We start from the raw sequence: 24,170 nt of genomic DNA on the forward strand, positions 1-24,170 counted from the left end.
GGTTATAATTAAAAGTATGAGATTTAAATTATGTTTATTCAAAAAATTACTATTAATATTAAATTAATAGATAAAACATAGGAGGACATTATGGACAATATAAATCATATTTTATCAAAGGAACTTGGTATTTCATTAAAACAGGTAACAAGCGTTATAGAAATGTTAGATGAAGGAAATACAGTACCTTTCATAGCTAGATATAGAAAAGAAAGAACTGGTGGATTAACAGATGAGGTTCTAAGAAAATTTAATGAGAGATTAACATATCTAAGAAATTTAGAAAGTAGAAAAGAAGATGTTTTAAGAATAATAGAGGAGCAAGAAAAATTAACTCCAGAATTAAAACTAAAAATTGAGAAAGCTACTACTCTTACTGAGGTTGAAGATATATATAGACCTTTTAAAGCTAAAAAGAGAACAAGAGCTACCATGGCTGTTGAAAAAGGATTAAAGCCACTAGCAGAGCTTATTTTATCAGGAGAGTTTAATGGTAATATAGTAGAAGAGGCTAATAAATATATTAATGAAGAAAAAGGTGTTAAAAATGAAGAGGAAGCTCTTCAAGGGGCTATGGATATTATAAGTGAAATAATATCTGATAATGCTGATTATAGAAAATGGATTAGAAATTTTGTTCAAAAGGATGGAATAATTCAGGTAAAAGGAAGCAGTGAAGAACAAACACCTTATGAAATGTATTATGATTATAAGGAACCTGTTAGAACAATTCCATCTCATAGAATATTAGCTATAAATAGAGGAGAAAAGGAAAAAATTCTTTCTGTTAAAGTAACTTGTAATGATGAAAGAATTATAGATTATTTAAATAAAAAAGTTTTAAAGGGAAATAAAATTACTGATAAGTATTTAGAAGAAAGTATAAAGGACTCCTTTAAAAGACTTATATATCCTTCAATAGAAAGGGAAATAAGAAGTGAATTAACCTCTAAGGGAGAAGAGGGAGCAATTGATATATTTAAGGCTAATTTAAAAGCTCTTTTAATGCAAGCTCCTATTAAGGGGAAAGTTGTAATGGGATTTGACCCTGGGTTTAGAACTGGATGTAAGGTAGCAATCTTAGATGAAACAGGAAAATTTGTTGAGAATACAACAGTTTATCCAACAGCTCCTCAAAATAGAATTGATGAAACAATAAGTACACTTAAAAAACTTATTAAAAAACATGGAGTTCAAGTTATTTCTTTAGGAAATGGAACAGCTTCAAGAGAATCAGAAGAAGTAATTGCAAAGATGCTTAAGGAAATAAAAGAGGAAACAAGAAAAGAATTATTTTATGTTATAGTTTCTGAGGCAGGAGCTTCTGTCTATTCAGCATCAGAACTTGCAAATAAGGAATATCCAGACTTAGATGTAACTGTAAGAGGAGCAATTTCTATAGGAAGAAGACTTCAAGATCCATTAGCTGAGCTTGTTAAAATAGATCCTAAGGCTATAGGAGTAGGACAATATCAACACGATGTAACTCAGAAAAAACTTGATGAATCTTTAGCTGGTATAGTTGAGGATTGTGTTAATAATGTAGGAGTAGATTTAAATATAGCAACTCCAGCACTATTAAGTTATATTTCAGGGATAAATGCTTCAATAGCTAAAAATATTGTTGATTATAGAGAAGAAAATGGTAAGTTTAAAAGTAGAAAAGAGCTTTTAAAAGTTAAAAGATTAGGACAAAAAGCTTATGAACAATGTGCAGGATTCTTAAGGGTTATGGAAAGTAAAGAAGCTTTAGATAATACCTCAGTTCATCCAGAGTCATATAAAGTAGCTAAGGAACTTATAAAAACTTTAGGATATACAGAAGAAGATTTAAAAAATGGCAAATTAGTAGATATAGATGAGAGAGTAAAAGCAAAAGGAATTTCTAACTTAGCAAAAGAATTAGAAGTTGGAGAACCAACACTTAATGATATTATAAAGGAAATTAAAAAGCCTGGAAGAGATCCAAGAGAGGAATTACCTAAACCAATATTTAAGTCTGGCGTAATAGAAATGAAAGATTTAAAACCAGGTATGATTTTAATGGGGACAGTTAGAAATGTATCTGATTTTGGTGCTTTTGTAGATATTGGAGTTCACCAAGATGGATTAGTTCATAAGAGCCAAATGGCAGATAGATTTGTTAAACATCCACTTGATATAGTTAAGGTTGGAGATGTAGTAGAAGTTAGAATATTAGATGTTGATTTAAAAAGAAAGAGAATTTCATTATCAATGAAAAAAGAAGGTTAAGTTAGAAAATTAATTAAAATAAGTGAAAATTTTAGTAGATAAAAATATTTAATATATTGAAATTTATATAAAAAAGAGTTAAAATTATAACAAATGAAATAAAAAAGTCTTCAGGGCGGGGTGTAAGTCCCCACCGGCGGTAAAGCCCGCGAGCTAGTTTTTAGCATGATTCGGTGAAATTCCGAGGCCGACAGTATAGTCTGGATGAAAGAAGATGAGTGTTTAATGATTTAAATTCTGAATCTATATGCCCTGATATAAGTATATGTATCAGGGCTTTTTATTTGAAAAAAATCATTAAAGACTTAATAGCCCCAGAGGAAATAACTTTTGGGAGGGGACAAAATGAAAACAAAAACCTTAAACACAAACAGATTCATTAAATTATCACTTTTATCTGCAATTGCAGTAATACTTATGTATATTGACTTTCCAGTAATACCTATATTTCCATGGCTTAAGATTGATTTAAGCGATGTGCCTGCACTTATGGGAGCCTTTGCTTTTGGTCCATTAGCAGGGGTAATAATAGAACTTATGAAAAATTTATTAATATTAATAGTAAAGGGAACTGGAACAGGATTTGTAGGTGAACTTGCTAATTTCTTAGTTGGAGTAGCTTTAGTATGGCCAGCAGCTTTAGTTTATAAGAAAAATAAAACTAAGAAAACTGCTATTTTAGGAATGGTACTAGGAGTTTTATGTATAGAAGTGGTAGGAATATTAGCTAATGTTTATTTATTGCTTCCAGCATACGGTATGGCTATGTCAAAAGCAGAGTTAATGCAATATGTAACAGTTGGATTAATCCCATTTAACGGAATAAAATCTATATTGGTTTGTGGAATAACATATGCTTTATATAAAAAGGTTTCTGTATCAATATTTAAGGTTGAACCTATGCTAGATAAACCAAAACAAATGAAAGAAAATTTAGGATAATAGAAAGGGACTATATCAAAATGATATAGTCCCTATTATTTTATATTAGTGTTAAAGATTTAGATAAAAATAAATACTAATAAAAAATATATTCTAAATATCATGTCTCCACATTATTATGGCATTTTCTTTTGGATTATTGTAGAAGTTTTTTCTTATCCCTTCTTCCTTAAATCCATGTTTTTTGTAAAGGGATTGAGCAGGAATATTAGACTCTCTAACTTCTAATGTAAGAGAATTTATATTATTTTCTTTACATAAAGTAATTAGATTATCTATTAAAAGATTTCCAACTCCTTGTTTTCTATATTCAGGATGTACTGCTACGTTAGTTATATCTCCCTCATGAAAAACAATCCACATGCCAACAAAACCAATAACCTTGTCTCCATGTAAAGCAACAAGATACTTTGCTAGTTTATTAGAAAGTTCTTTTTCTATAGAATCCATATTCCAAGATTCTGCAAGACTAAGTTTACTTACTTCAAAAACGCCCTTAACATGGGAAGAATTCATAAGTTGTATTTTATATGAATTCATTATTTTAATCTCATTCTTTCTTCATATTCTCTTTCAGCTTGAGATTTTCTTAAGTATATAGGAGCATATGTATTTAAATCATGAGAAACTCCTGACTCTAATAATCTTAAGCCTAATTCTCCAACTGATGCTGCTCTTGGATAAGATGAATGACTAGGTGCAAAAGAGCCATTAGGAAGAGCTTCTTTTAAAGCTTCCTTGTGTTTGCTTATTCCATCTCCCACAAAGATAACATCCTCATTTTTTTCTTTTATTTTTTCAATTAAATCAGTTAAAGAAATGCATTCTTTTTCACTAAGAGATACTAGCTCATCTCCTTCTTTTTTATATAGAGAAGCATATACATTTCCTCTAAGAGCATCTATAATAGGACAGATTATTCCATTAAATCCTGAAATATTATAAGCTAAAGCATCAAGGGAAGAAACGCAAACAGAAGGTTTTTTACTTCCAAAACTTAATCCTTTAACAGTTGCCATACCAATTCTAAGTCCAGTAAATGAACCAGGACCTTCACTAATAGCAAATCCATCTAAATCTTTAATCTTTAGATTATTATACTTAAGTAAATCATCTATTAAGTCCATTAATAAAACGGAATGTTGTTTTTTATCATTTAAGTTTATTTCTCCTAGAACTCCTTTTTCACTAACAAGAGCGCAAGTAGCTGTGCTAGAAGATGAATCAATAGCTAATACTAACATTCTTCTATCTCCTTTATGTAGTTATATCTATCACCATAACCATTAATACTTATTTTTCTAAAATTTTCACCCATATCAGGTAATTTTTCTATTTTTATATGTATATACTCTTCAGGAATAAGTTCTTCTATGTAATTAGCCCATTCAATTAAGCTTACTCCATCACCAAAGATATATTCATCAAAGCCAATTGCTTCAATTTCATCGGGATCATTAACTCTATAAACATCAAAATGATAAAGAGTTAATCTTCCGCTATGATATTCATTAACTATATTAAAAGTTGGACTAGTTATATGCTCGTCAATTCCTAATCCTTCTGCAATTCCTTTACTTATATGAGTTTTGCCAGTTCCTAAGTCTCCAGTTAAACAAAGAATATCTCCTTTATTTACAAGAGAACCAAGTTGTCTTCCAATATGCATAGTTTTATCTACACTATCTACTATAAATTCCATAAAGAACTCCTTTCAAATTAACACTCTTTAATCATTCTATCCAAATTTAAAGAAAAAGAAAAGAGAGAGTAGATTTAATAAGGTATTTAAAGTTTTATTATGTTTCTTAAATAGTTAAAAATTCTCCTAATATTTAATAAAACATATACCTATAAAATTATTATAATATTAACAATAAAAGTGGAAAAGTATCTTTAATTAATACTTTGATAAATTTAATATAATTGGATAACTATGTAATAATATAATAGTATAATAATAGTATATAAATTTAGGAATTGGGGGGATTTGTATGTTAGTAAAAGCTATTATGACAAAGAAAGAAAATCTAGATTTAGTTGATTCTAATACTAAACTTAAAGATGCACTAAAAATCATGGAGGATAATAAGTTTTTATCAATTCCTGTAGTAGATGGAGATAAGTTTAGGGGCGCAGTGGCTAAAAGCTCTATCTATAAATATTACTTTAAACATAATTTAAGCAAAGATGAAGTATTAAATAATATTACTGTAGGTGAAATATTAAAAACAGAGGTTCCTATAATAAATAAATCAGAACATATAGAAAAGGCAGTATCCATGTTAGAAAGAATGAGAATTTCTTTTGTGGCTGTTGTAGATGAATTTGATAATTTCAAAGGAATACTAACTCATAAGGCAGTTTTTAGAGAATTTAACAATGCTTTTGGACTTAATAAAGGGGAAAGAATAGTAATAAGATCTTATGATGTCCCAGGACAATTATCAAAAATAACTAAGACAATATCTGAAGAAGGTGGAGATATATTAAGCATAGTTATTGTAGATACAAAGAGTTTAACTGATGTTAAAGAGGTTATAGTTAGGGTTAAAAGCATAGATGTTGAAAATATTAAAAAGAAATTAAAAGAGTCAGGATTTAAATTAGCATAGTAAACTATTATAAACACATAAGTATAGAGCATATATAATATTGATTTTTTAAATTTATATTATATATGCTTTATTTTAATTGATGAAATAATTACTTTAAATTTAGCTAAAGATATTTTTTTATTATCAAATATTATATTGTTTTATTAGGGGATTAATATAGACTTTTTATTAAAAATAAAAAATTACATAAAAAACTCTTGCGTTAAGTTTATTTTTAATATATAATAAATTCTGTGTTCAGGGGTATGGCTCAATTGGTAGAGTAGTGGTCTCCAAAACCATTGGTTGTGGGTTCGAGTCCTACTGCCCCTGCCAATTAACACAATAAGTAACATAATATTATAGGGGTATGGCTCAATTGGTAGAGTAGTGGTCTCCAAAACCATTGGTTGTGGGTTCAAGTCCTACTGCCCCTGCCAAAAAATCAGTGAATTAATTCACTGATTTTTTTTTGCTTAATTTTAAATGAAAGATTATATACTAAAAACATGTAAATTATATATAAATATTGTAAACAATTTCAGAACAATGTATAATGTTAAGGGTAAAGTTTAAAATTTAGGGGGATGAAAAATAGTGAGAAAACTAATTAAACCATTAAGTGTAGCTACAATGATGTTCTTATCATTAAATTTATGTTTTTTTAATGGTAAGGTTGTTAAGGGGGAAGAGATTTCTAATGAAACTAAGGTTACCATCTTAGGAACCTCAGATATACATGGAAGATTTGTTCCTTGGGAATATTCATCAGATACTGAAAATAAATCAGGAAGTTTATCACAAATATCAACAATTGTTAAAAAGGAGAGAAATGAAAATCCAAATTTAATTCTTGTAGATGCAGGTGATTCAATTCAAGATAACTTTGTTGAAACTTTTAATAAAGGACCTCACCAACCTATGGTTTTAGGTATGAATAAGATGAAATATGATATTTGGGAAATGGGAAACCATGAATTTAATTTTGGATTAGATGTGCTTAAACATGTAACAAGTCAATTTGAAGGAAAGGTATTAGCTGGTAATATCTATAATGATGATGGAACAAGATTTATGGATGGATATACCATTATAGAAAGAGATGGTATAAAGATAGGTATTATAGGTATGGATACTCCAATGATAAAAGAGTTTGAAAAACCATATAATATAAAAGGAATTGAATTTAGAGATCCAGTTAAAGAAACAAAAAAGATTATAAAAGAATTAGATGGAAAAGTTGATGCCATGATTGGAGTTATGCATATGGGATTAGATAATGAAAATGCTATTTCCAATACAGGTGTTACAGATATTGCTAATCAATGTCCAGAGCTTACAGCAATTGTAGGGGGACATATGCATAAGTTAGTTAAAAATGAGGTTGTAAATGGAGTTATTATAACTGAGCCAGGAAAGTATGGACAAGCTGTATCAAAAATAGATTTAACATTTAAAAAAGAAAATGGGAAAAATGTACTTAAAAATAAAAATGCAGATACTATCTCAGTAGCTAATGTAGAATCAGATAAAGAAATAGAAGATCTATTAAAACCCTTCCATGAAGAATTGCGTAAAGATGCTAACTCAGTTATTGGAAGACTTGAAGGGGTTAACATGGTAGATGAAGATTACATAAAAGGAATACCTACTATACATATAGAAGATACTCCATTAATTGATTTCTTTCATGAAGTAGGAAAGTATTATAGTAAAGCAGATGTAATAGCTTTATCTATAGATAATGATAAGGCTAAGTTAAATGTAGGTGATATAAAAAAGAAAGATATAGCTTATAACTATAGATATACTGGTGGAGAAATAAGCGTTTATGAAGTAACTGGAAAAGACTTAAAAAAATATATGGAGTGGGCAGCTGGCTATTTTAATACATTAAATCCAGGAGATATTACGCCAAGTTTTAATCCTAAAAGAAGAGCATCAAAGTATAGTACTAATGATATGTTTGGAGGAATAACTTACAAAATTGATTTAAGAGAAAAAGAAGGTAATAGGATTAAAGATGTTAAGTATAAAGATGGAAGAGAACTTAAGGATACAGATGTTTTAAAATTAGGAATGAATTCATATAGACTTGGACAATTACAAGGAAAAGGAGGAATCTTTGAAGGAAAAGAATTTAAAAAACTTTGGGATTCTAAGACAGCTTATGGAGAAGAAGAAGTAACAATAAGAAATTTAGCTATAGATTATATTAAAAATGTTAAAAATGGCCTTATAAATGCAAAAAAACAAAATAATTGGTGTCTACTAGGAATAGATCCAAATTCAGAAAACTATAAAAAGGTTAGAGATTTAGTTAATTCAGGAGAATTAAAAATACCTACATCAGAAGACGGAAAATATACTAATATAGCATCAATAAATGAAAAAGATTTACCTCAAGATAATAATACATCTAAAGAAAATGAGGAAAATATAAACTTAGATTCTATTAATAATAAAAATAATAATAAGGATCAAGGAGTTAATGAAGAAAGTAAAAAAGATGTGCTTAAAGTAGATGAAAACATAGAAAAACAAAAAAATAATAAAGAAAATAATTCAAATGGAGATAATACTTTAGTTAAAGAAGATAGTAAATCTAAAGAAGTGAATGAAAAAAATAATGAACAAAATAACATTGAGGAAGTTTCTAAAAAAGAAAATAAACTTCCTAACACAGGATCTCCTATAGGTGCAGAAGCTATGTCACAAATAGGTATGTTATTATTAGGTGCAGGTGTAATATTAAAAAAGAAAAATAAAAAATAGATGCTTCTTGGAATAGAATGGTTAAAAATCCTTCTATTTCATAGGTTTATAATCTGAATTATGGTTAATATAATAGTGTAAGCAAGAGATAAACAAATTTCAAGCTTACAAATTACCAAAGCCAAAGGAGGAATTAGAAATGTCAAAATCATTAGTTCCAGAAGCAAAAAATGGATTAAGTAAATTCAAAAACGAGGTAGCTAGAGAATTAGGTGTACCATTCTCAGATTACAATGGAGACCTAAGTTCAAGACAATGTGGTTCCGTAGGCGGCGAAATGGTAAAAAGAATGGTAGAAGCTTACGAAAGTCAAATAAAATAACAAACCTTTCGCTAATACTGAATTAAAGAAAAAAGATTCATTAAAAAAATAGGAATAATTATAATGATTATTAAATAACCATTATAAAAATCCTATATTATGACTCTAAAAATTTATAACAGGAGAAAGTGTTATGGAGGGTAAACCGCCAAAACATGATGCTTAAACTTCTACCGCAAAAAAGATTACATAGAGGATTTATATCCTCTATGTAGTCTTTTTTTTTGACAATCTCTATGATAAAATTAGAATAAATTGGAATAAGAGAGGTGTCATATTGGTGAAAAAGGTAAAAATATTGCATTGTAGTGATATTCATTTTGATACTCCTTTTAAAGAGTTACCAAAGGAAATTGGTACAATGAGGAGAGCTGAGTTAAGAGAAAGCTTTAGTAAAATAATAAATAGAGGAATTGATGAAAAAGTTGATTTAGTTCTTTTAGCGGGAGACCTTTTTGACAATGATACTATAGAAAAGAGTACTCTTACTTTTATAAAGGATCAAATGGATAAACTTAAAAAACACAATATAAGAGTATTTATTTCAGCAGGAAATCATGATCCATATAATAAAAAATCTTTTTATAATATGGTTAACTTAGGGGAAAATGTTCATATATTTAAGGATGAAATTGAAAGGATAGAGATACCTGAATTAAATACTGTTGTTTATGGAGCATCCTTTAAGGAAAAATATATAAGAGAGTCAAAGCTTAAGGATTTTACTCCGAAAGAAGAGGATAAGGATTTAGTAAAAATAATGGTTCTACATGGGGATTTAGGGAATAATGAAACAGGAGAGTATAATCCCTTATTATTTAAGGAAATAGAAGAGAGTAAGATGGATTATATTGCTTTAGGACATATTCATAAATTTTCGGGAATAAAAAGAATCGGTAATACTTATTATGCATATTCAGGATGTCCAGAGGGAAGAGGATTTGATGAAGAAGGGGATAAAGGAATAATATTAGGAGAGGTATCCCTTGGAGTTGTAGACCTAGATTTTATAAAGACTAATAAAAGAGAGTATTTTCTTAAGGAAATTGATATATCAAATTGTAAAACTAAAGAAGAGGTTATAGATAAGATACTTAATACTATTTCAAAAGAATCAAGAGAAAAAAATCTATTTAAAATCATCTTAAAAGGGAATATAGAAGAGTCTTTTAAAATAGATAGTGATTTAATAGAAAACTTAATTAGAGATAAATTCTTTTACTGTAAGATTGTAAATTCTACTAGAATGAAAATAGATATTGATGAAATGAGCAATGAGTATTCAATTAAGGGTATTTTTTGTTCTTTAATCAAGGATGCTTTAGAATCTAATGAAGAGGATGAAGAGATACTAGATATAGCTTTTAGAATTGGTATGGAGAGTATTTTAGATGGAGAAGTGAATTTAAATGATAATTAAGAAAATAAATGTGAAGTCCTTTGGAAAATTAAAAAATAAAGAAATAGAATTAAAAGATGGATTAAACATAATATATGGTGAAAATGAAAGTGGAAAAAGTACATTACAATCTTTCATAAAGGTAATGTTATATGGTGTTTGTAATAAAAGAGGCAAAAAAACTTTATCAGATAGAGCAAAGTACACACCATTAGGGGAAGGAAGTTTTTCAGGAGAGTTACTTGTAGAGGATAATGGTGAGGAAATTTTAATAGATAGAAGTTTTGGTAAAACAAAAAAATATGATGAGGGAAATATATTAAATAATATAACTGGAGAAAAGATAAATAAATACTCATGGCAAGAACCTGGTAAGGATATATTTAATCTTTCTAGCGAAGGATTTAAGAATACTCTATTTATAAGTCAAATGGGGTGTACTGTAGAGAGTTCAAAGCAGGATGATGTATTAAATAAAATTATTAATATCTTAGAATGTGGAGCTGATGAGGTTTCTTATAAAAAAATAAAAAATAATTTAGAGGAAAATAAAAAGTCCTTAACTAATTCAAGAAAAACAGGAAAAATTGATTTATTAAGAATTAAAGAAAGTGAGCTTTTAGAAGAAAGATATAAAAGAGTAAAAATTCATGATGAAAATATAGAAAATGAGGTTTACTTAAAAGGATTAAAAGAAAAAAGAACTGATTTAAATTTAAAAATAGAAGAATTAGAATTACATAAGAGAAATTTAAAAAAATCAGAATTAAAAAGTGAGTATGAAAATATAAATGAGTATTTAAATAAAAAAGAAAAGTTAGAAGAGGAATTAAAAGTTTTATTAGAAGAGTTAAAAGATGTACAAGCTATCTGTGATTTAAAAAAGTTAAATAACTTAAGAGATGAGTTTAAAAATTATGAGTTTCTAAAAGAATCACTAAAAGAAAAGGAAGATAAAATAGATAAGCTAAAAGAATCTATTTATGATTATAATGAAAAATTAAAGAGTTATGGAATTTTAAATGAAATATCAAATAATTTAGAAACTAAATTAATAGAGCTTAGGATTGAAGATGATAGATTAAGAGAAAATTACAATGTTATTCAAAAGGTAAAGGAAGAGCTTTATCAGTTAAATGAAAAGAAAGATGATTTTTTAAGTCATTTAAATGCCTTGAAATTAAATGATAATTTGGTGTTACAAATAGAAAAGGATTTAGAAAAATATAATAATGAAAAAATATATCCTTCAATAAATGCAAACTTAAAAGACGAGAAGAATATTATTGAAGAGGAAAGTAAAAGTTTTTCAAGAAAAATTTTTCTTTTTAGAGTTGGGGAAGTAATAAGTATTTTATTATGTGCTTTCTTATTTATATCCTATTTCAAGAGCGAAAATATAATAACCTTAGCACTTTCAATTTTAGGTATGTTATTATTTATATTTTTATTAGCTAAAAGTAGCTTAAATAAAAAAGAAAAAAATAATATAAGTAAAAGAATAAATGAAATAGATGAGCTTATAAATGAGAAAAAAGAAATAGAAGTATTAAAAAGTAAAATTGATGAATATAAACAATTCCTTAAGGTAAAAGATGAGTATTCTATTAAAGAAACTTTAGAGGATTATAGATTTATTAAAAAAGAGTTAGATATTCTCTATGTAGAAATTAAGGAAAAAGAGAAAAGTTTGATTTTATTAAAAGAAGATGAAACTAAGGAAAAAATATTAAGTAATGAAGCTTTTATAGATAAGTTACTAAGAGTTACAGGGGCAGGTTCTATAGATGAAATCTTAGAACTTTCAAGGGAAAAGAAAAGCCAGGAAGATTTATTAATAAGAAAAAAATCAGAATTTAATGAGGTTAAGGAAGATTTAAATCAATTAAATAATAGAAGATTAGAAATAGAAGAAAAAATAAAAGCTTATTTAGAAAATACATCACTACAAAGTATTCCTTTAGATGAAGTATATTCTAGATTAGAAGAAATAGAAGCTAAAATAGAATATAAGGAAGGTTTAAAAAATAAGTTAAATAGTGTAGAGGAAAACTGTAATCTATTACTTAAGGGAAGAGATATTTTAGAAGTTAAAAATGGACTTTCATATGAGGAATCAGAGATTAAAAATGAAGTTTATAACAGTGAAGAAGAAATCTTAAATGAAATAAAATTAAAAAATAATGACTTGTTAAATATTGAAAAAGAAATAAAGGATGTAGAATATTTAATTAGTAGCAAAGAGTTAACCTGTAGAAGTTTATTTTTAATAGATGAAGAGATAGCCGAAGTTAAGGAAAGGATTAGTTCCTTAGAGAAAAAACTTAAGGGGGTTGAGATTGCAACAAACTACATGGAAAAAGCCTTTAAGGAACTTCAAAAAAGTTTTGGACCTGTTATAAATAAAAAGGTAGAGGATATCTTTAAAGATGTAACTAAGGGTGCTTATAAAGATTTAAGAGTATCAGAAGATTATAACTTAGTTGTTAAGGATACAAAAAGCAATAAAATTATGGATGCTTCTTATTTAAGTAGTGGAACATATGACCAAATATATTTAGCATTGAGACTTGGAATAATTGACATAATATTTGAAGATAAAAAAGTTCCAATAATATTAGATGAAAGTTTTACTCAGTATGATGATAATAGATTAAAAACTATGTTAGATATAATATATAAGAGAGTTTATAAAAATCAAATAATTTTATTTACATGCCAAAAAAGAGAAATAAATATTCTTAAAGATAAGGAAAAAGTAAATATAATAGAGCTTTAATTTAAAATGAAGGGCTTATATCAAAATAAATTTTATATAACTTACAAACAATTATTAGCTATACCTAGTAATTCTAGGAATATGTTTATAAGTTTTATTTATAATATATTTTGATTAGGCCTTTTTTATTTTTATGATAGTTTTATTATAAATATTGACAATAATAGAAAAGTAATATAAAGTTTATATTATAATAATGCAAATCATTTGCAAACAGGAGGAAGTATGAGAAAGAAATTAGTATCGATTTTTTTAGGAGTAACAATGGCTGCTTTTTTTGTTGGGTGTCAAAGTGCTAAGACAGCAGAAAATAAAAAAGATAACGGTAAGGTTGATGTTACTGTAAGTATTGAACCTTTAAGAGAGTTTACTGAAATAGTTGGTGGAGATAAGGTAAATGTTAAGACTATGGTTCCAAATGGAACAGAGCCACATGATTTTGAACCAAAAACTCAAGATTTATTAGAGTTAAATAAGGCTAAGGTTTTTGTTTATAATGGATTAGGTATGGAACATTGGAAAGAGCAAGTTCTTAATACAATAGAAAATAAAGATGTGAAAGTGGTTGAAGCTTCTAAAGGTGCTGAAGTATTAAAAGAAGGAGATAAGGTAGATCCTCATCTTTGGTTAAGCTTAGATGGAGCTAAAATAGAAGCTCAAAACATAAAAGATGCTTTAGTTGAGGTTGATTCAGATAATAAAAGTTATTACGAAGAAAACTTTAAAAAGTTTGCAGAGAAATTAGATTCTTTAGCAAATGAGTACAAAGAAAAGTTTAATGGATTAGCTAATAAGGATTTTGTTACTGGTCATGCTGCTTTTGGATACTTATGTAGAGAATTTGGATTAAAACAAGTTAGTGTAGAAAACTTATTTGGAGAGGGAGAAATAACTCCTCAAAAAATGCAAGAGATAGTTGAGTTCTGTAAAAAGAATGATATAAAAACAATTTTTATGCCTGAGTTAGCAAGTGAAAAAATTTCTCAAACTTTAGCTAATGAAGTTGATGGAAAAATTGAAAAAATATATACTCTAGAAAGCAATGAAGATGGTATAAGTTATATAGATGCTATGAAAGAAAATCTTTCAAAAATATATAATGCATTATCATCACAAAAATAAAAGAGAATACTTAGGATTGTTACTTAATTAAATGGCAAGACTTAGATTTATTATTCTAATACCTATTAATAATAAAATAGGTGTTTTATAGGAATAATAAATTTAAGTCTTTATTTTTTGTGTATTTTAGGAATTATAAAGAAAGAAATCATTTAAAAGGAGAGATTAAGATGAAGAAAGCTTTTGGAGTTTTACAAAGAATAGGTAAAGCTTTGATGTTACCAGTTGCTTTATTACCAGCGGCAGGTTTATTACTTGGATTTGGATCAATGTTTCAAGATCCTCAGTTTTTAAGCTTAGTGCCAGCATTAAATGCAGGGTGGTTTCAATTAATAGCTACAATAATGTCTGATGCAGGTAATATAATATTTTCAAACTTAGCATTATTATTCGCAGTTGGGGTAGCTGTAGGATTATCAGAGGGAGACGGTGTTGCAGGTCTTGCAGCAATAGTTGGTTTTTTAATACTTAATGTAACAATGGGAATTGGTGGAGGAATAACTGCCGACGTGGTTGCTAACACTAGAAATGGTATGTATGCCACAGTTCTTGGAATACCAACACTTCAAACTGGAGTATTTGGTGGAATTATTATGGGAGTTATAGCCGCAGCTTTATATAAAAGGTTCTATAAGATAGAATTACCTTCATATTTAGGATTCTTTGCAGGTAAAAGATTTGTCCCAATAATAACTGCTATTTCTGCCTTAGTACTTGGAGGAATAATGGTATTTGTATGGCCTCCAATACAAGGTGCACTATTATACTTCTCACAAAATATGATAAGTGCTAATCAAACCCTATCAGCTTTATTATTTGGAATAATAGAAAGAGCATTAATTCCATTTGGATTACATCATATTTGGTATAATCCATTCTGGTTCCAATTTGGAGAATATACAAATAAAGCAGGTCAATTAATAATGGGAGATAATCAAATATTCTTTGCCCAATTAAGAGATGGAGTTCCATTTACAGCAGGTACCTTTATGACTGGTAAGTTCCCATTTATGATGTTTGGATTGCCAGCAGCAGCCTTAGCAATGTATCATGAAGCTAAACCAGGTAAAAAGAAAATAGCTTCAGGTATTTTATTCTCAGCTGCCTTAACTTCCTTCTTAACAGGAATTACTGAGCCTTTAGAGTTTGCATTCTTGTTTGTTGCTCCTGTATTATTTGCAATCCACTGTGTATTAGCAGGGTTATCATTTATGATAATGCAATTATTAAATGTTAAAATAGGTATGACTTTCTCAGGTGGACTTTTAGACTTTATACTATTAGGAGTAATTCCAAATAGAACTAGATGGTGGTTAGTAATACTTGTAGGATTAGGCTTTGCTGTAATTTACTATTTCTTATTTAGATTCTTTATTAGAAAGTTTGATCTTAAAACTCCAGGTAGAGAAGATGATGATATATTTGATGATATGGATAATGAAACTGTAAATGATGACTTAGCTGCTGAAATTTTAATAGCTTTAGGTGGTGCAGGCAATATAAATAAATTAGATGCTTGTATAACTAGATTAAGAGTTACAGTTAACGATTCAAGCAAAGTTAATAAAGAAAGATTAAAAGAGCTTGGAGCAGCTGGTGTAATGCAAGTTGGAGAAAATATTCAAGCTATATTTGGAGGAAAATCAGATATACTTAAAACTCAAATTAGAGAAATTATGAATGGCATGGGAGAAAAGTAGCAAAATTAAATAGGAAAATTAGTTAATTGTTTGAGATAAATTTTTAAAAATACAAAAAACATAAGAAAAATAGGTCATATCAAAATAAATTTTATTATTAGGTTTTGATATGGCCTTTTTATTTAAATTTTAAAGCTTAATTTAAGTATATTTTTAATTTTTATATAGACTTTATTTATAAGAGATTTAAATCATTTTTTCATATAAATTTAGAAAGTGTCATAGTTTAAAGGAGAGTCTTGCATTAAAATATGTTAACTATGGTATAATATTAAAAAAGTGTTTTGAGAGGATAAATATGGAGAATAGAAAAGATATTTATGAAAAAAGAATAGAAGAGTATTCAAGTGCTTTAAAGAGATTAAAGAGGGACTATAATATAATCAGTGCATTAAGATTAGTAGTTTCTTTAAGTATTTTATTTTTTATTTACTACGCTTATAGCATAGGGTCAATAAGCTTTGGGATCATATTATTTTTGCTAAATTCTATATTATTTTTATATTTAGCAAAGGTTCATGAAGGTATAGTAAATAAAATAAGTAAAAGAGAAGCTCTTATAGATGTTAATAAAAAAGAGATTCTTAGGTTAGAGGGAAAGTGGAGAGAATTTAATGACTTAGGAGGAGAATATTTAGATAATAAGCATCCTTTTATAAATGACTTAGATATATTCGGAAAAAACTCTTTATTTCAATGGATAAATGAAACTGGTACTGTCTATGGAAGAGAGAAATTAAGTCATTTATTAAAGTTAGAAGAACTTCCAAATAAAGAAGAAATTTTATTAAGACAGGAAGCTTTAAAGGAGCTTTCTAAAAAAGTGGATTTTAGACATGAATTTATAGCTTCATTAAAAGATAAAAAAGGAAAAAAAGAGAAGTATTTGGGGGAATGGTTAAAAGAAGACAGTAAAGCCATATCGCCTTTATTAAATATTCTTAGAATAATAATGCCAGTAATAAATATTGGAATTACTATTTTAGTTGGTATGAATATTATTTCATGGCAAATACTATTAATTTCTCTTGTTATAAGTTATGGTATTTTGAAGCTTGGCAATAAGGAAGTTATTAAAGGGTTAAATATATTTGAAGATTTAAAATATAGAATAAAAACCTATGTAGAGGCTTTAGAGTTAATAGAAAAAGAGAATTTCCAGTCTAATATAATACAAGGTATAAAAAGTAATTTAGATATGAATGGTAAAAGTGCTAGTAAAGAGCTTAAAAGCTTAGAAAAGATAACTAGCTGGCTTTATGATAGGGGAAATGCCTTTTATCTTTTATTAAACTGTTATTTACTTTGGGATTATCAAATTCTATCAAAGCTTGAAAAGTGGAAGAGTTCTAATAAAGATGAGTTTTATAAATGGATGATTTCTTTAGGAGATTTTGAGGCTTTAGTTTCTTTAGCTGGATTTACGTATAATAATCATGGATGGGCTACCCCAAAAATAAATGATGACTATACTTTAAAAGGGAAAAATCTTAGCCATCCTATGCTAGGAGAAAAGGGCGTTGGAAATAGTTTTGATATTAATAAGGATAAGAGAGTAATCTTAATAACAGGATCGAATATGTCTGGTAAGAGTACATTTTTAAGAACTGTTGGATTTAACTGTATATTAGCTTATCTAGGACTTCCTGTAAAAGGAGAAAGTTTTGAAGCTCCAATATTAAAAGTTTATACCTGTATGAGAACTGGAGATAATCTTGAAGAGAGTATATCTTCATTTTATGCAGAGATACTTAGAATAAAGATTATAGTTGAAGGGGTAAAAAGAGGAGAAAAGATTTTATTCTTGTTAGATGAAATATTTAAAGGAACAAACTCCTTAGATAGACATGAGGGAGCAGAGATATTAATAAATCAGCTTTTAGAAGGAAACACCTTAGGATTAGTTTCAACTCATGATTTTGAACTTTGTGATATGGAGAAAAAAGATTCTACTATACAAAATTATAATTTTAGAGAATATTATGAGGATAATAAATTAAAGTTTGATTATATTTTAAGAAAAGGTGTTTCACAAACAAGAAATGCTAGATATTTAATGAAGATGGCTGGAATAGATATTGAATAAAATTATACTTCTATATATAAACAGCAAAATAACTTAATTTTAGACAAATTAAATTAATTTTGATATAATAAACAAATGATGTATTTAGTGAAAAAGCCTTAAATGGCTTTTTTTCATGAGTAGAGTTATTAGTAAAAGAGGACTTAGAATAAATAGCAAAAAATTAGGAGGCATGTATATTTTGTTTACAGAAAAGGTAAAAGCAAAAGAATATTACATAAAGGATTTATTAAGTAATAAGTTCTTATTTGAAATCCCAGATTATCAAAGAGCATATTCTTGGACTAAAGAAAATTTAAAGCAATTAGTTGAGGATATTTGGGAGTCAGTAGAACTAAATAAAGCAAGAGGAAATAAAGAATTTGATCAATATGAGCCATATTTCTTAGGAAGTATTGTTTTATGTTCTAAGGAATATAAAGATGATGGCTGTGGAATATATGATGTAATAGATGGACAACAAAGACTTACATCTATAATCATGTTAATTGCTGCAATAAGAGATTTAATAGATAATGAAGAGTATAAAAAAGTATTATCTGATTTAATATATCAAAAGCCAAATGTTCTTATGGGAATTAAAGAGAGCATAAGAGTTAAGGCTAGAGGAAAAGAAGAAGAGTTCTTTAAAAAGTACATATTAACTAATGGTGGAACAGAATTAGTTAAAGATTTAGATATGGAAGAACTTTCAGAAGCTAAACAAAATATGGTTAATGCAATAGAAGTATTTAGAGATAGTTTCTTTAATGAAAATGGAGAACTTTTAGAAGAAAAGTTAAATGAGTTTATAGTTTACTTACTTCAAAAAGTTGTATTAGTTGTAATAACAACAGAATCATTTACTTCAGCATTTAGATTATTCAATGTAATAAATGCAAGAGGTTTACCTTTAACAGATTCAGATCTTTTAAAGAGTGAAAACTTAAGAGTTATGAACCCTGAAATAAGAAAAGAGTACACTGATATTTGGGAAAGTCATGAGCAAGATTTAGGTAAGGAAAAACTAGATCAAATCATAGGTTTCATGAGAACAATGAAGCTTAAAAATAAAGTTGAAGAAAGCGTATATGAAGAGTTTAGCAAAAAGATATTTAGAAATGAACCAGAATATCTAGGAGTTAACTTTGTAAATCATTTAACTGCTGTAAAAGCTTTATATGACAAGTATATAATAGACGGTAATCTTGAAGGGGTATCAGAGGAAGAAAAATCTTATTATAAAAATTTAATAAACATAATGAGAGAGTTCTTACCATATGATGATTGGATGGCAGCAGTTATTAGATTTGCTGAGAAATTCAATGATGATAAGTTAGTTTTAGAATTTGTTAAAGTTTTAGAAAAGAGACTTGTTATTGACTGGGTAAACGGAAATTCATTTGCTGATAGATTAAATAGAGTTTATGGAATTTTAGAATCTATAGAAGAAAAAGATTCTTTAGAAGAAATAAAAGAAGCACCAGTATTCTTATATGACTTAGAGAGAACAACTGCATACTTTGAAAATGCTTTAAATGATATAGATTTCTATAGTAAGGGTAGAATGATGATACCTAAGTATATCTTCGTAAGACTTGATATGGAAAAGAGGGCTAATGAAGTTTTAGATTATAGCGATAAGATTATGATAGAGCATGTTCTTCCTAGAAATGCTAAAGAAGCTTATTGGAAAGATAACTTCTCAGCTGATCAAAGAAGGAACTGGGCTAATAAGTTTGGTAACTTAGTTATAATAACAGGCGCTAAAAATACTAGAGCTAACAATAAACCATTTGCTGAAAAAGTTGAACAATACTTAAGTAAGAAAAGTGATTTCGCTATAACTAAAGAAGTTTTAGAATTATCTGATTGGAATATGGATTCATTAAAAGATAGACATGAAAGCTTAGTTAATAGAGCCTTAGAACTTTGGACTAAGTTTTAGAAATTAAAAGGGCATGTATCAAAATAACTTTTGTTGTTATATTTTGATACAGCCCCCTTTTTTATTTAAATAAAAGTTAAGTTTTGTCTATTGAAAATTGGGAATTAACTCAATAAAATAAAAGTTATTAGATGGGATAATTAAGATTTATTATTAAAAAAAGTAGTAGATAAATAATAAATCAATTTTAATGAAAAAATCCAAAATTCATGGCATAATTATATATGGATATAGATAGTGAGAGGATGTAGAGAATGGGGTATGTAATAATAGACCTAGAATTTAATAATATGCAAAATATTACAAAATTTTATCCTAATATTTATAATGAGCAGAAAGATTTAAAGGAATTAGATTCCTATAATGAAATAATAGAGATTGGGGCTATAAAATTAAATAAGTTCATGCAAGAAGTAGATGAGTTTAAGACATATATTAAACCATCAGTATTTAAGGTTTTAAATCCAAAGATAATAGATATAACAGGAATAACTGAAGATCATTTAAAAGATGGAATTAAATTTGAAGATGCTATGGACAACCTTAAAGACTTTATTGGGGAAGATGATATACTTTGTTCCTGGGCTACTGATGACATTGTTCACATAGTTAATAATGCTAAGTATCATTCATACAAAAATATAAGTTGGATAAAAAAATATATTGATATACAAAAATATTGTACAAAGATATTAGCGCATAAAAAATCTTTAAGTTTAAAACATGCTTTAGAAGAGTTAAAGATAAAAATGGATAAAAGTAAACTACATGATGCACTAAATGATGCTGTTTATACGGCAGAGGTTTTTAAAAGATTATATAATGGTAAAAAGGTAAAAGAGTATATAGTAGAAGATGTCTACAATATGCCTTCTATAAGGGTTAAAGATTTAAAGAATTATAATTTAGAGTGTGAAGATGTAGAATTCAAATGCCCTAAATGTAATATTAAAGTTGAAATGGACCATCCTTTTAGATTATTTAGTTGGAGATTTGTATCAATAGGAAAATGTCCAAAATGCAATAGAAATGTTAGACAAGAGGTTGTACTAAAAAAGACCTTATCAGGCAATTTAGTTTATGAATCTACAAACTCTTTAATAAATGACACAGAATACATTGATCTTGACTATAAATTTAAAAAGTTAGCTAAATGACAATAGATTGTCACTTAAAAAAACATATATATGATAAAATAAAAGTATAACAATTATTATAAAAAATTAGGGGAACTGATATATTATGAATATTGCTTTTTTTCTAACACCAAAAAGTGAAGTAGCATATGAATATACTGATGCAACAATGAGACAAGTTATCGAAAGAATGGAGCATCATGGATATACAGCTATTCCACTTATAGATAAAACAGGAAAATATGTGGGTACATTAACAGAAGGGGACTTACTTTGGACTTTAAAAAGAAATCCAGAGCTTAATTTTAAAAATACTAACACAGTTAGTGTAAAGGAAATACCAAGAAGAGTTAAACACAAAAGTGTTTGTATTAATGAAAATATGGAAAGTTTAATATCATTAGCAATCTCTCAAAACTTTGTACCAGTTGTTGATGATAATGGGATATTTATAGGAATAATAAAAAGAAGTGATATAATAAATCACTGTTATAACAGTCTATATAAAAATAATTAAGGTCTTTTGGCCTTAATTTTTTTTATAAATATATTGATTGAATCTTCTGAAAGTATTATTATTAAGTATATTTAAATAATTCTATAATAATATGTTTAGAGTAGTTTTAAATAAAATTATTTTATTATATAATGTTTTTAACAAAATTAGAAAGAGGTGATACTTGTGATAGCTTTATTATCACCTGCAAAAACTTTAGATTTAACAAAACCAAATTTAAATATAGAAACAAGCAAACCTATTTTTATCAGTGAGGCTGAAGTAATCATGGATAATTTAAAGGAATTAGAAATTCAAGATTTATGCCCACTTATGAAAATAAGTGAAGATTTAGGAGTGCAAACATTCACCAAAATTCAAGATTGGAATACAATTTACTATGGTGATGAAAAACCCTTTGTACTATCTTTTAAAGGGGAAGCCTATAGAGGGCTAGATGCAGATAATTTTACTAAAGAAGATTTAGAATTTTGTAATGACTCTTTAAGAATATTATCAGGACTTTATGGGGCATTAAAGCCTTTAGATGGAACAAAGGCATATAGATTAGAAATGGGAACAAAAATTTCAATTGATGGCTCTAAAAATCTTTATGACTTTTGGGGAAATAAAATAATGGACGCTGTTTTAAAAGATTTAGAAAATCATAAGGAAAAAGTTATTATAAATTTAGCTTCTAATGAGTATTATAAGTCTATAAAGAAAATTGATAAAAAAGTTAGAGTTATAACCCCTGTATTTAAGGAAAGAAAAGGTATTGAATATAAGGTTGTTACGGTGTATGCTAAGAAGGCAAGAGGACAAATGGTTAGATACATAACGAAGAATAGGATTACTAAATCAGAAGATTTAAAAAACTTTGATTTAGATGGATATGAATTTAATGAGAGGCTTTCTGAAGGAGATACATGGGTATTTACTAGAGATTAGCTAAAAATCATAGATATTAAAAACTTAAGGGTTAATATTTATGAATTATTATATAAAATTAAAATAAATAATATAAATTAAAATTTTAAGGAGAGATTTTTTTTATGAGCAAACTTATTTTAGAGATTGATGGAATGTCATGTTCAAATTGTGTTAGACACGTTGAAGCAGCTTTATTAGACGTTGACGGAGTAGATGTTTTAGAAGTAGAAGTTGGCAGAGCTGTTGTTGATACTGAAGTTGATGAAGATACTTTAAGAGATGCTTTAGAAGAAGTTGGTTATGAATTAGTTTCAATTGAAGATTAAATTGTTTAATTACCTAATGGCAATATGTTATTAGGTAATTTTTTATTTATATAAAACTACAATAAGCTATATGCCTACTTGTTTTATAACATATAGTTATGTAAAATATTTTATAAAGTAAGCCTTAAATAAAGGAGATGTAAATATGAGTGAAAATCTTACAATGTCAGAATTAATGGATAGCTTTGAGTTAAAGCATTTTCATAAAGGTGAAATAGTTAAAGGGAAAGTTATAAGCGTAAAGAATGATGAAATAATAGTTAACATTGGTCATTTTGCAGATGGTGTGGTACCAAGAAATGAAATTTCAAATGATAAGAATTTTGATATAAATTCAATAAATGTAGATGATGATATATTTGTAATGGTATTAAGTGGAGATGATGGAGATGGAAATGTTCTTCTATCAAAGAAAAGAGCAGATGCAATAAAGGTTTGGGACGATTTAAAAGAAGCATTTGAAGAAGAAAAATCAATAAAAGTTTCCTTAAAAGAAGTTGTTAAAGGTGGAATAGTAGGAGATTTTAATGGTCTTAGAGTATTTATGCCAGCTTCTCAATGTGCAGGAAGAAGAATAGAGAATTTAGAAGAATTAGTAGGAAAAACTTTAGAAGTTAGAGTTATAGAATTTAATAAAGATAATAGAAAAGTTGTTGTTTCAAGAAGAGTAATAGATGAAGAAATAAGAAATAATGAAAAGAAAGCTCTTTGGTCTTCAATTAAAGAAGGAGAAAAAAGAAAAGGAAAAGTAACTAGATTAGCTAAGTTTGGTGCTTTTGTTGATATTGGTGGAGTAGAAGGATTAGTTCACTTAAGTGATATGTCATGGTCAAGAGTTCATAAGCCAGAAGAGGTTGTATCAGTTGGAGATGAAGTAGAAGTATTTGTATCAGAAGTTGATATGGATAGAGAGAGAATAGCACTTTCGTTAAAAGATGTTATTAAAAATCCATGGGAAACCTTAGAAGGATTAAAAGTTGGTGATGTTGTTTCTGGAAAAGTAACTAATTTTATAAAGGTTGGAGCTTTTGTTGAAGTATTACCAGGAATAGAAGGATTAGTTCATATTTCAGAAATTACTGATGAAAATATAGCTAAGCCATCAGATATTTTAGAATTAGGCCAAGAAGTTAAGGTTAAAATCTTAAATATAGATGATGAAAACAAAAAAATGAGCTTAAGCATAAAAGATGCTGTAGAAACTTCAAATGAATATATGCAGTATAATGATGAAGAAGAAGGTTATTCATTAGCTGACTTATTCAAAGGATTAAATCTATAGTTTTTAAAAATAAAACTTATTAATAATTTAATAAGATAATAGATTTCATTAAGAATTTATAGGCTTTATAGATTAGAAAAGGGCATGTATCAAAA

The 24,170-nt window shown here is 27.4% G+C and carries 19 protein-coding genes, 2 tRNA genes and 1 riboswitch; of the genes, 18 read left to right on the forward strand and 3 right to left on the reverse strand.

From position 1 onward, the window contains the following. The first annotated feature begins 90 nt into the window (after nt 1–90). Nucleotides 91–2,253, forward strand: a complete 2,163-nt coding sequence (tex, locus tag QP548_RS00060; RefSeq protein WP_061429090.1) for an RNA-binding transcriptional accessory protein Tex — start codon at nt 91–93, stop codon at nt 2,251–2,253. Nucleotides 2,254–2,355: 102 nt separating this feature from the next. Next, a riboswitch (FMN riboswitch) is annotated at nt 2,356–2,473 on the forward strand. Nucleotides 2,474–2,598: 125 nt separating this feature from the next. Further along, complete coding sequence (locus tag QP548_RS00065; RefSeq protein WP_003468145.1) at nt 2,599–3,195, forward strand: ECF transporter S component; 597 nt, start codon at nt 2,599–2,601, stop codon at nt 3,193–3,195. A gap of 93 nt (nt 3,196–3,288) precedes the next feature. On the opposite strand, the gene rimI is transcribed toward QP548_RS00065, so the two are convergent. From rimI to tsaE, 3 genes are read right to left on the reverse strand one after another with little or no spacing between them, the layout of a single operon-like run. Continuing rightward, the gene (gene rimI / locus QP548_RS00070) at nt 3,289–3,735 is read right to left on the reverse strand and encodes a ribosomal protein S18-alanine N-acetyltransferase (protein WP_061429089.1); all 447 of its coding nucleotides are present in this window, start codon (nt 3,733–3,735) and stop codon (nt 3,289–3,291) included. Further along, a complete protein-coding gene (gene tsaB / locus QP548_RS00075) occupies nt 3,735–4,439 on the reverse strand; it encodes a tRNA (adenosine(37)-N6)-threonylcarbamoyltransferase complex dimerization subunit type 1 TsaB (RefSeq protein WP_003457395.1) in 705 nt (234 codons plus the stop codon). Before tsaB ends, rimI begins: the two co-directional genes overlap by 1 nt. After that, on the reverse strand, nt 4,433–4,897 hold the full coding sequence (gene tsaE / locus QP548_RS00080; protein WP_003457392.1) for a tRNA (adenosine(37)-N6)-threonylcarbamoyltransferase complex ATPase subunit type 1 TsaE: 465 nt from the start codon (nt 4,895–4,897) through the stop codon (nt 4,433–4,435). The genes tsaB and tsaE overlap by 7 nt, the downstream gene beginning before the upstream one ends. 292 nt (nt 4,898–5,189) lie before the next feature. Here tsaE and QP548_RS00085 point away from each other — a divergent pair, with 292 nt between their 5' ends. The 16 genes from QP548_RS00085 (at nt 5,190) to rpsA (ending at nt 24,075) form a co-directional block, all read left to right on the forward strand. After that, nucleotides 5,190–5,810, forward strand: coding sequence for a CBS domain-containing protein (locus QP548_RS00085; protein WP_003457372.1), 621 nt, complete (start codon nt 5,190–5,192; stop codon nt 5,808–5,810). Between the two features lie 242 nt (nt 5,811–6,052). After that, a tRNA-Trp gene (locus tag QP548_RS00090) sits at nt 6,053–6,128 on the forward strand. A 28-nt stretch (nt 6,129–6,156) separates the two neighbouring features. Beyond that, nucleotides 6,157–6,232: transfer RNA gene (locus tag QP548_RS00095), tRNA-Trp, on the forward strand. A gap of 157 nt (nt 6,233–6,389) precedes the next feature. After that, complete coding sequence (locus QP548_RS00100) at nt 6,390–8,567, forward strand: 5'-nucleotidase C-terminal domain-containing protein (RefSeq protein ID WP_061429087.1); 2,178 nt, start codon at nt 6,390–6,392, stop codon at nt 8,565–8,567. A gap of 139 nt (nt 8,568–8,706) precedes the next feature. Then, on the forward strand, nt 8,707–8,889 hold the full coding sequence (locus tag QP548_RS00105) for an alpha/beta-type small acid-soluble spore protein (protein WP_003452440.1): 183 nt from the start codon (nt 8,707–8,709) through the stop codon (nt 8,887–8,889). Nucleotides 8,890–9,169: 280 nt separating this feature from the next. After that, nucleotides 9,170–10,309 (forward strand): metallophosphoesterase family protein, encoded by a 1,140-nt coding sequence (locus QP548_RS00110; protein ID WP_061429086.1) that lies wholly within the window; start codon nt 9,170–9,172, stop codon nt 10,307–10,309. Beyond that, entirely contained in the window at nt 10,299–13,067 is a 2,769-nt protein-coding gene (locus tag QP548_RS00115; RefSeq protein WP_061429085.1) for an AAA family ATPase, read from the forward strand. The genes QP548_RS00110 and QP548_RS00115 overlap by 11 nt, the downstream gene beginning before the upstream one ends. A 225-nt stretch (nt 13,068–13,292) precedes the next feature. Next, the gene (locus QP548_RS00120) at nt 13,293–14,189 is read left to right on the forward strand and encodes a metal ABC transporter substrate-binding protein (RefSeq protein ID WP_061429084.1); all 897 of its coding nucleotides are present in this window, start codon (nt 13,293–13,295) and stop codon (nt 14,187–14,189) included. Between the two features lie 170 nt (nt 14,190–14,359). Continuing rightward, nucleotides 14,360–15,889, forward strand: a complete 1,530-nt coding sequence (gene ptsG / locus QP548_RS00125; RefSeq protein ID WP_075808091.1) for a glucose-specific PTS transporter subunit IIBC — start codon at nt 14,360–14,362, stop codon at nt 15,887–15,889. Nucleotides 15,890–16,187: 298 nt separating this feature from the next. Then, nucleotides 16,188–17,975, forward strand: a complete 1,788-nt coding sequence (locus QP548_RS00130; RefSeq protein ID WP_061429082.1) for a MutS family DNA mismatch repair protein — start codon at nt 16,188–16,190, stop codon at nt 17,973–17,975. Between the two features lie 181 nt (nt 17,976–18,156). Further along, nucleotides 18,157–19,902 (forward strand): DUF262 domain-containing protein, encoded by a 1,746-nt coding sequence (locus QP548_RS00135; RefSeq protein ID WP_061429081.1) that lies wholly within the window; start codon nt 18,157–18,159, stop codon nt 19,900–19,902. A gap of 254 nt (nt 19,903–20,156) precedes the next feature. Further along, entirely contained in the window at nt 20,157–21,059 is a 903-nt protein-coding gene (locus QP548_RS00140) for a 3'-5' exonuclease (RefSeq protein ID WP_003452466.1), read from the forward strand. Nucleotides 21,060–21,144: 85 nt separating this feature from the next. Then, nucleotides 21,145–21,555: a CBS domain-containing protein gene (locus QP548_RS00145; RefSeq protein ID WP_003452437.1), complete on the forward strand. Its 411-nt coding sequence runs from the start codon at nt 21,145–21,147 to the stop codon at nt 21,553–21,555. Nucleotides 21,556–21,720: 165 nt separating this feature from the next. Continuing rightward, on the forward strand, nt 21,721–22,485 hold the full coding sequence (gene yaaA, locus QP548_RS00150; RefSeq protein ID WP_061429080.1) for a peroxide stress protein YaaA: 765 nt from the start codon (nt 21,721–21,723) through the stop codon (nt 22,483–22,485). Between the two features lie 104 nt (nt 22,486–22,589). Continuing rightward, nucleotides 22,590–22,793, forward strand: coding sequence for a heavy-metal-associated domain-containing protein (locus QP548_RS00155; RefSeq protein WP_003452305.1), 204 nt, complete (start codon nt 22,590–22,592; stop codon nt 22,791–22,793). Between the two features lie 145 nt (nt 22,794–22,938). Continuing rightward, nucleotides 22,939–24,075, forward strand: a complete 1,137-nt coding sequence (gene rpsA / locus QP548_RS00160; RefSeq protein ID WP_061429079.1) for a 30S ribosomal protein S1 — start codon at nt 22,939–22,941, stop codon at nt 24,073–24,075. Nucleotides 24,076–24,170 lie beyond the last annotated feature (95 nt).

Source organism: Clostridium sp. UMB9555A, assembly GCF_030222355.1.
In the GTDB taxonomy this organism is placed as follows: domain Bacteria; phylum Bacillota; class Clostridia; order Clostridiales; family Clostridiaceae; genus Sarcina; species Sarcina perfringens.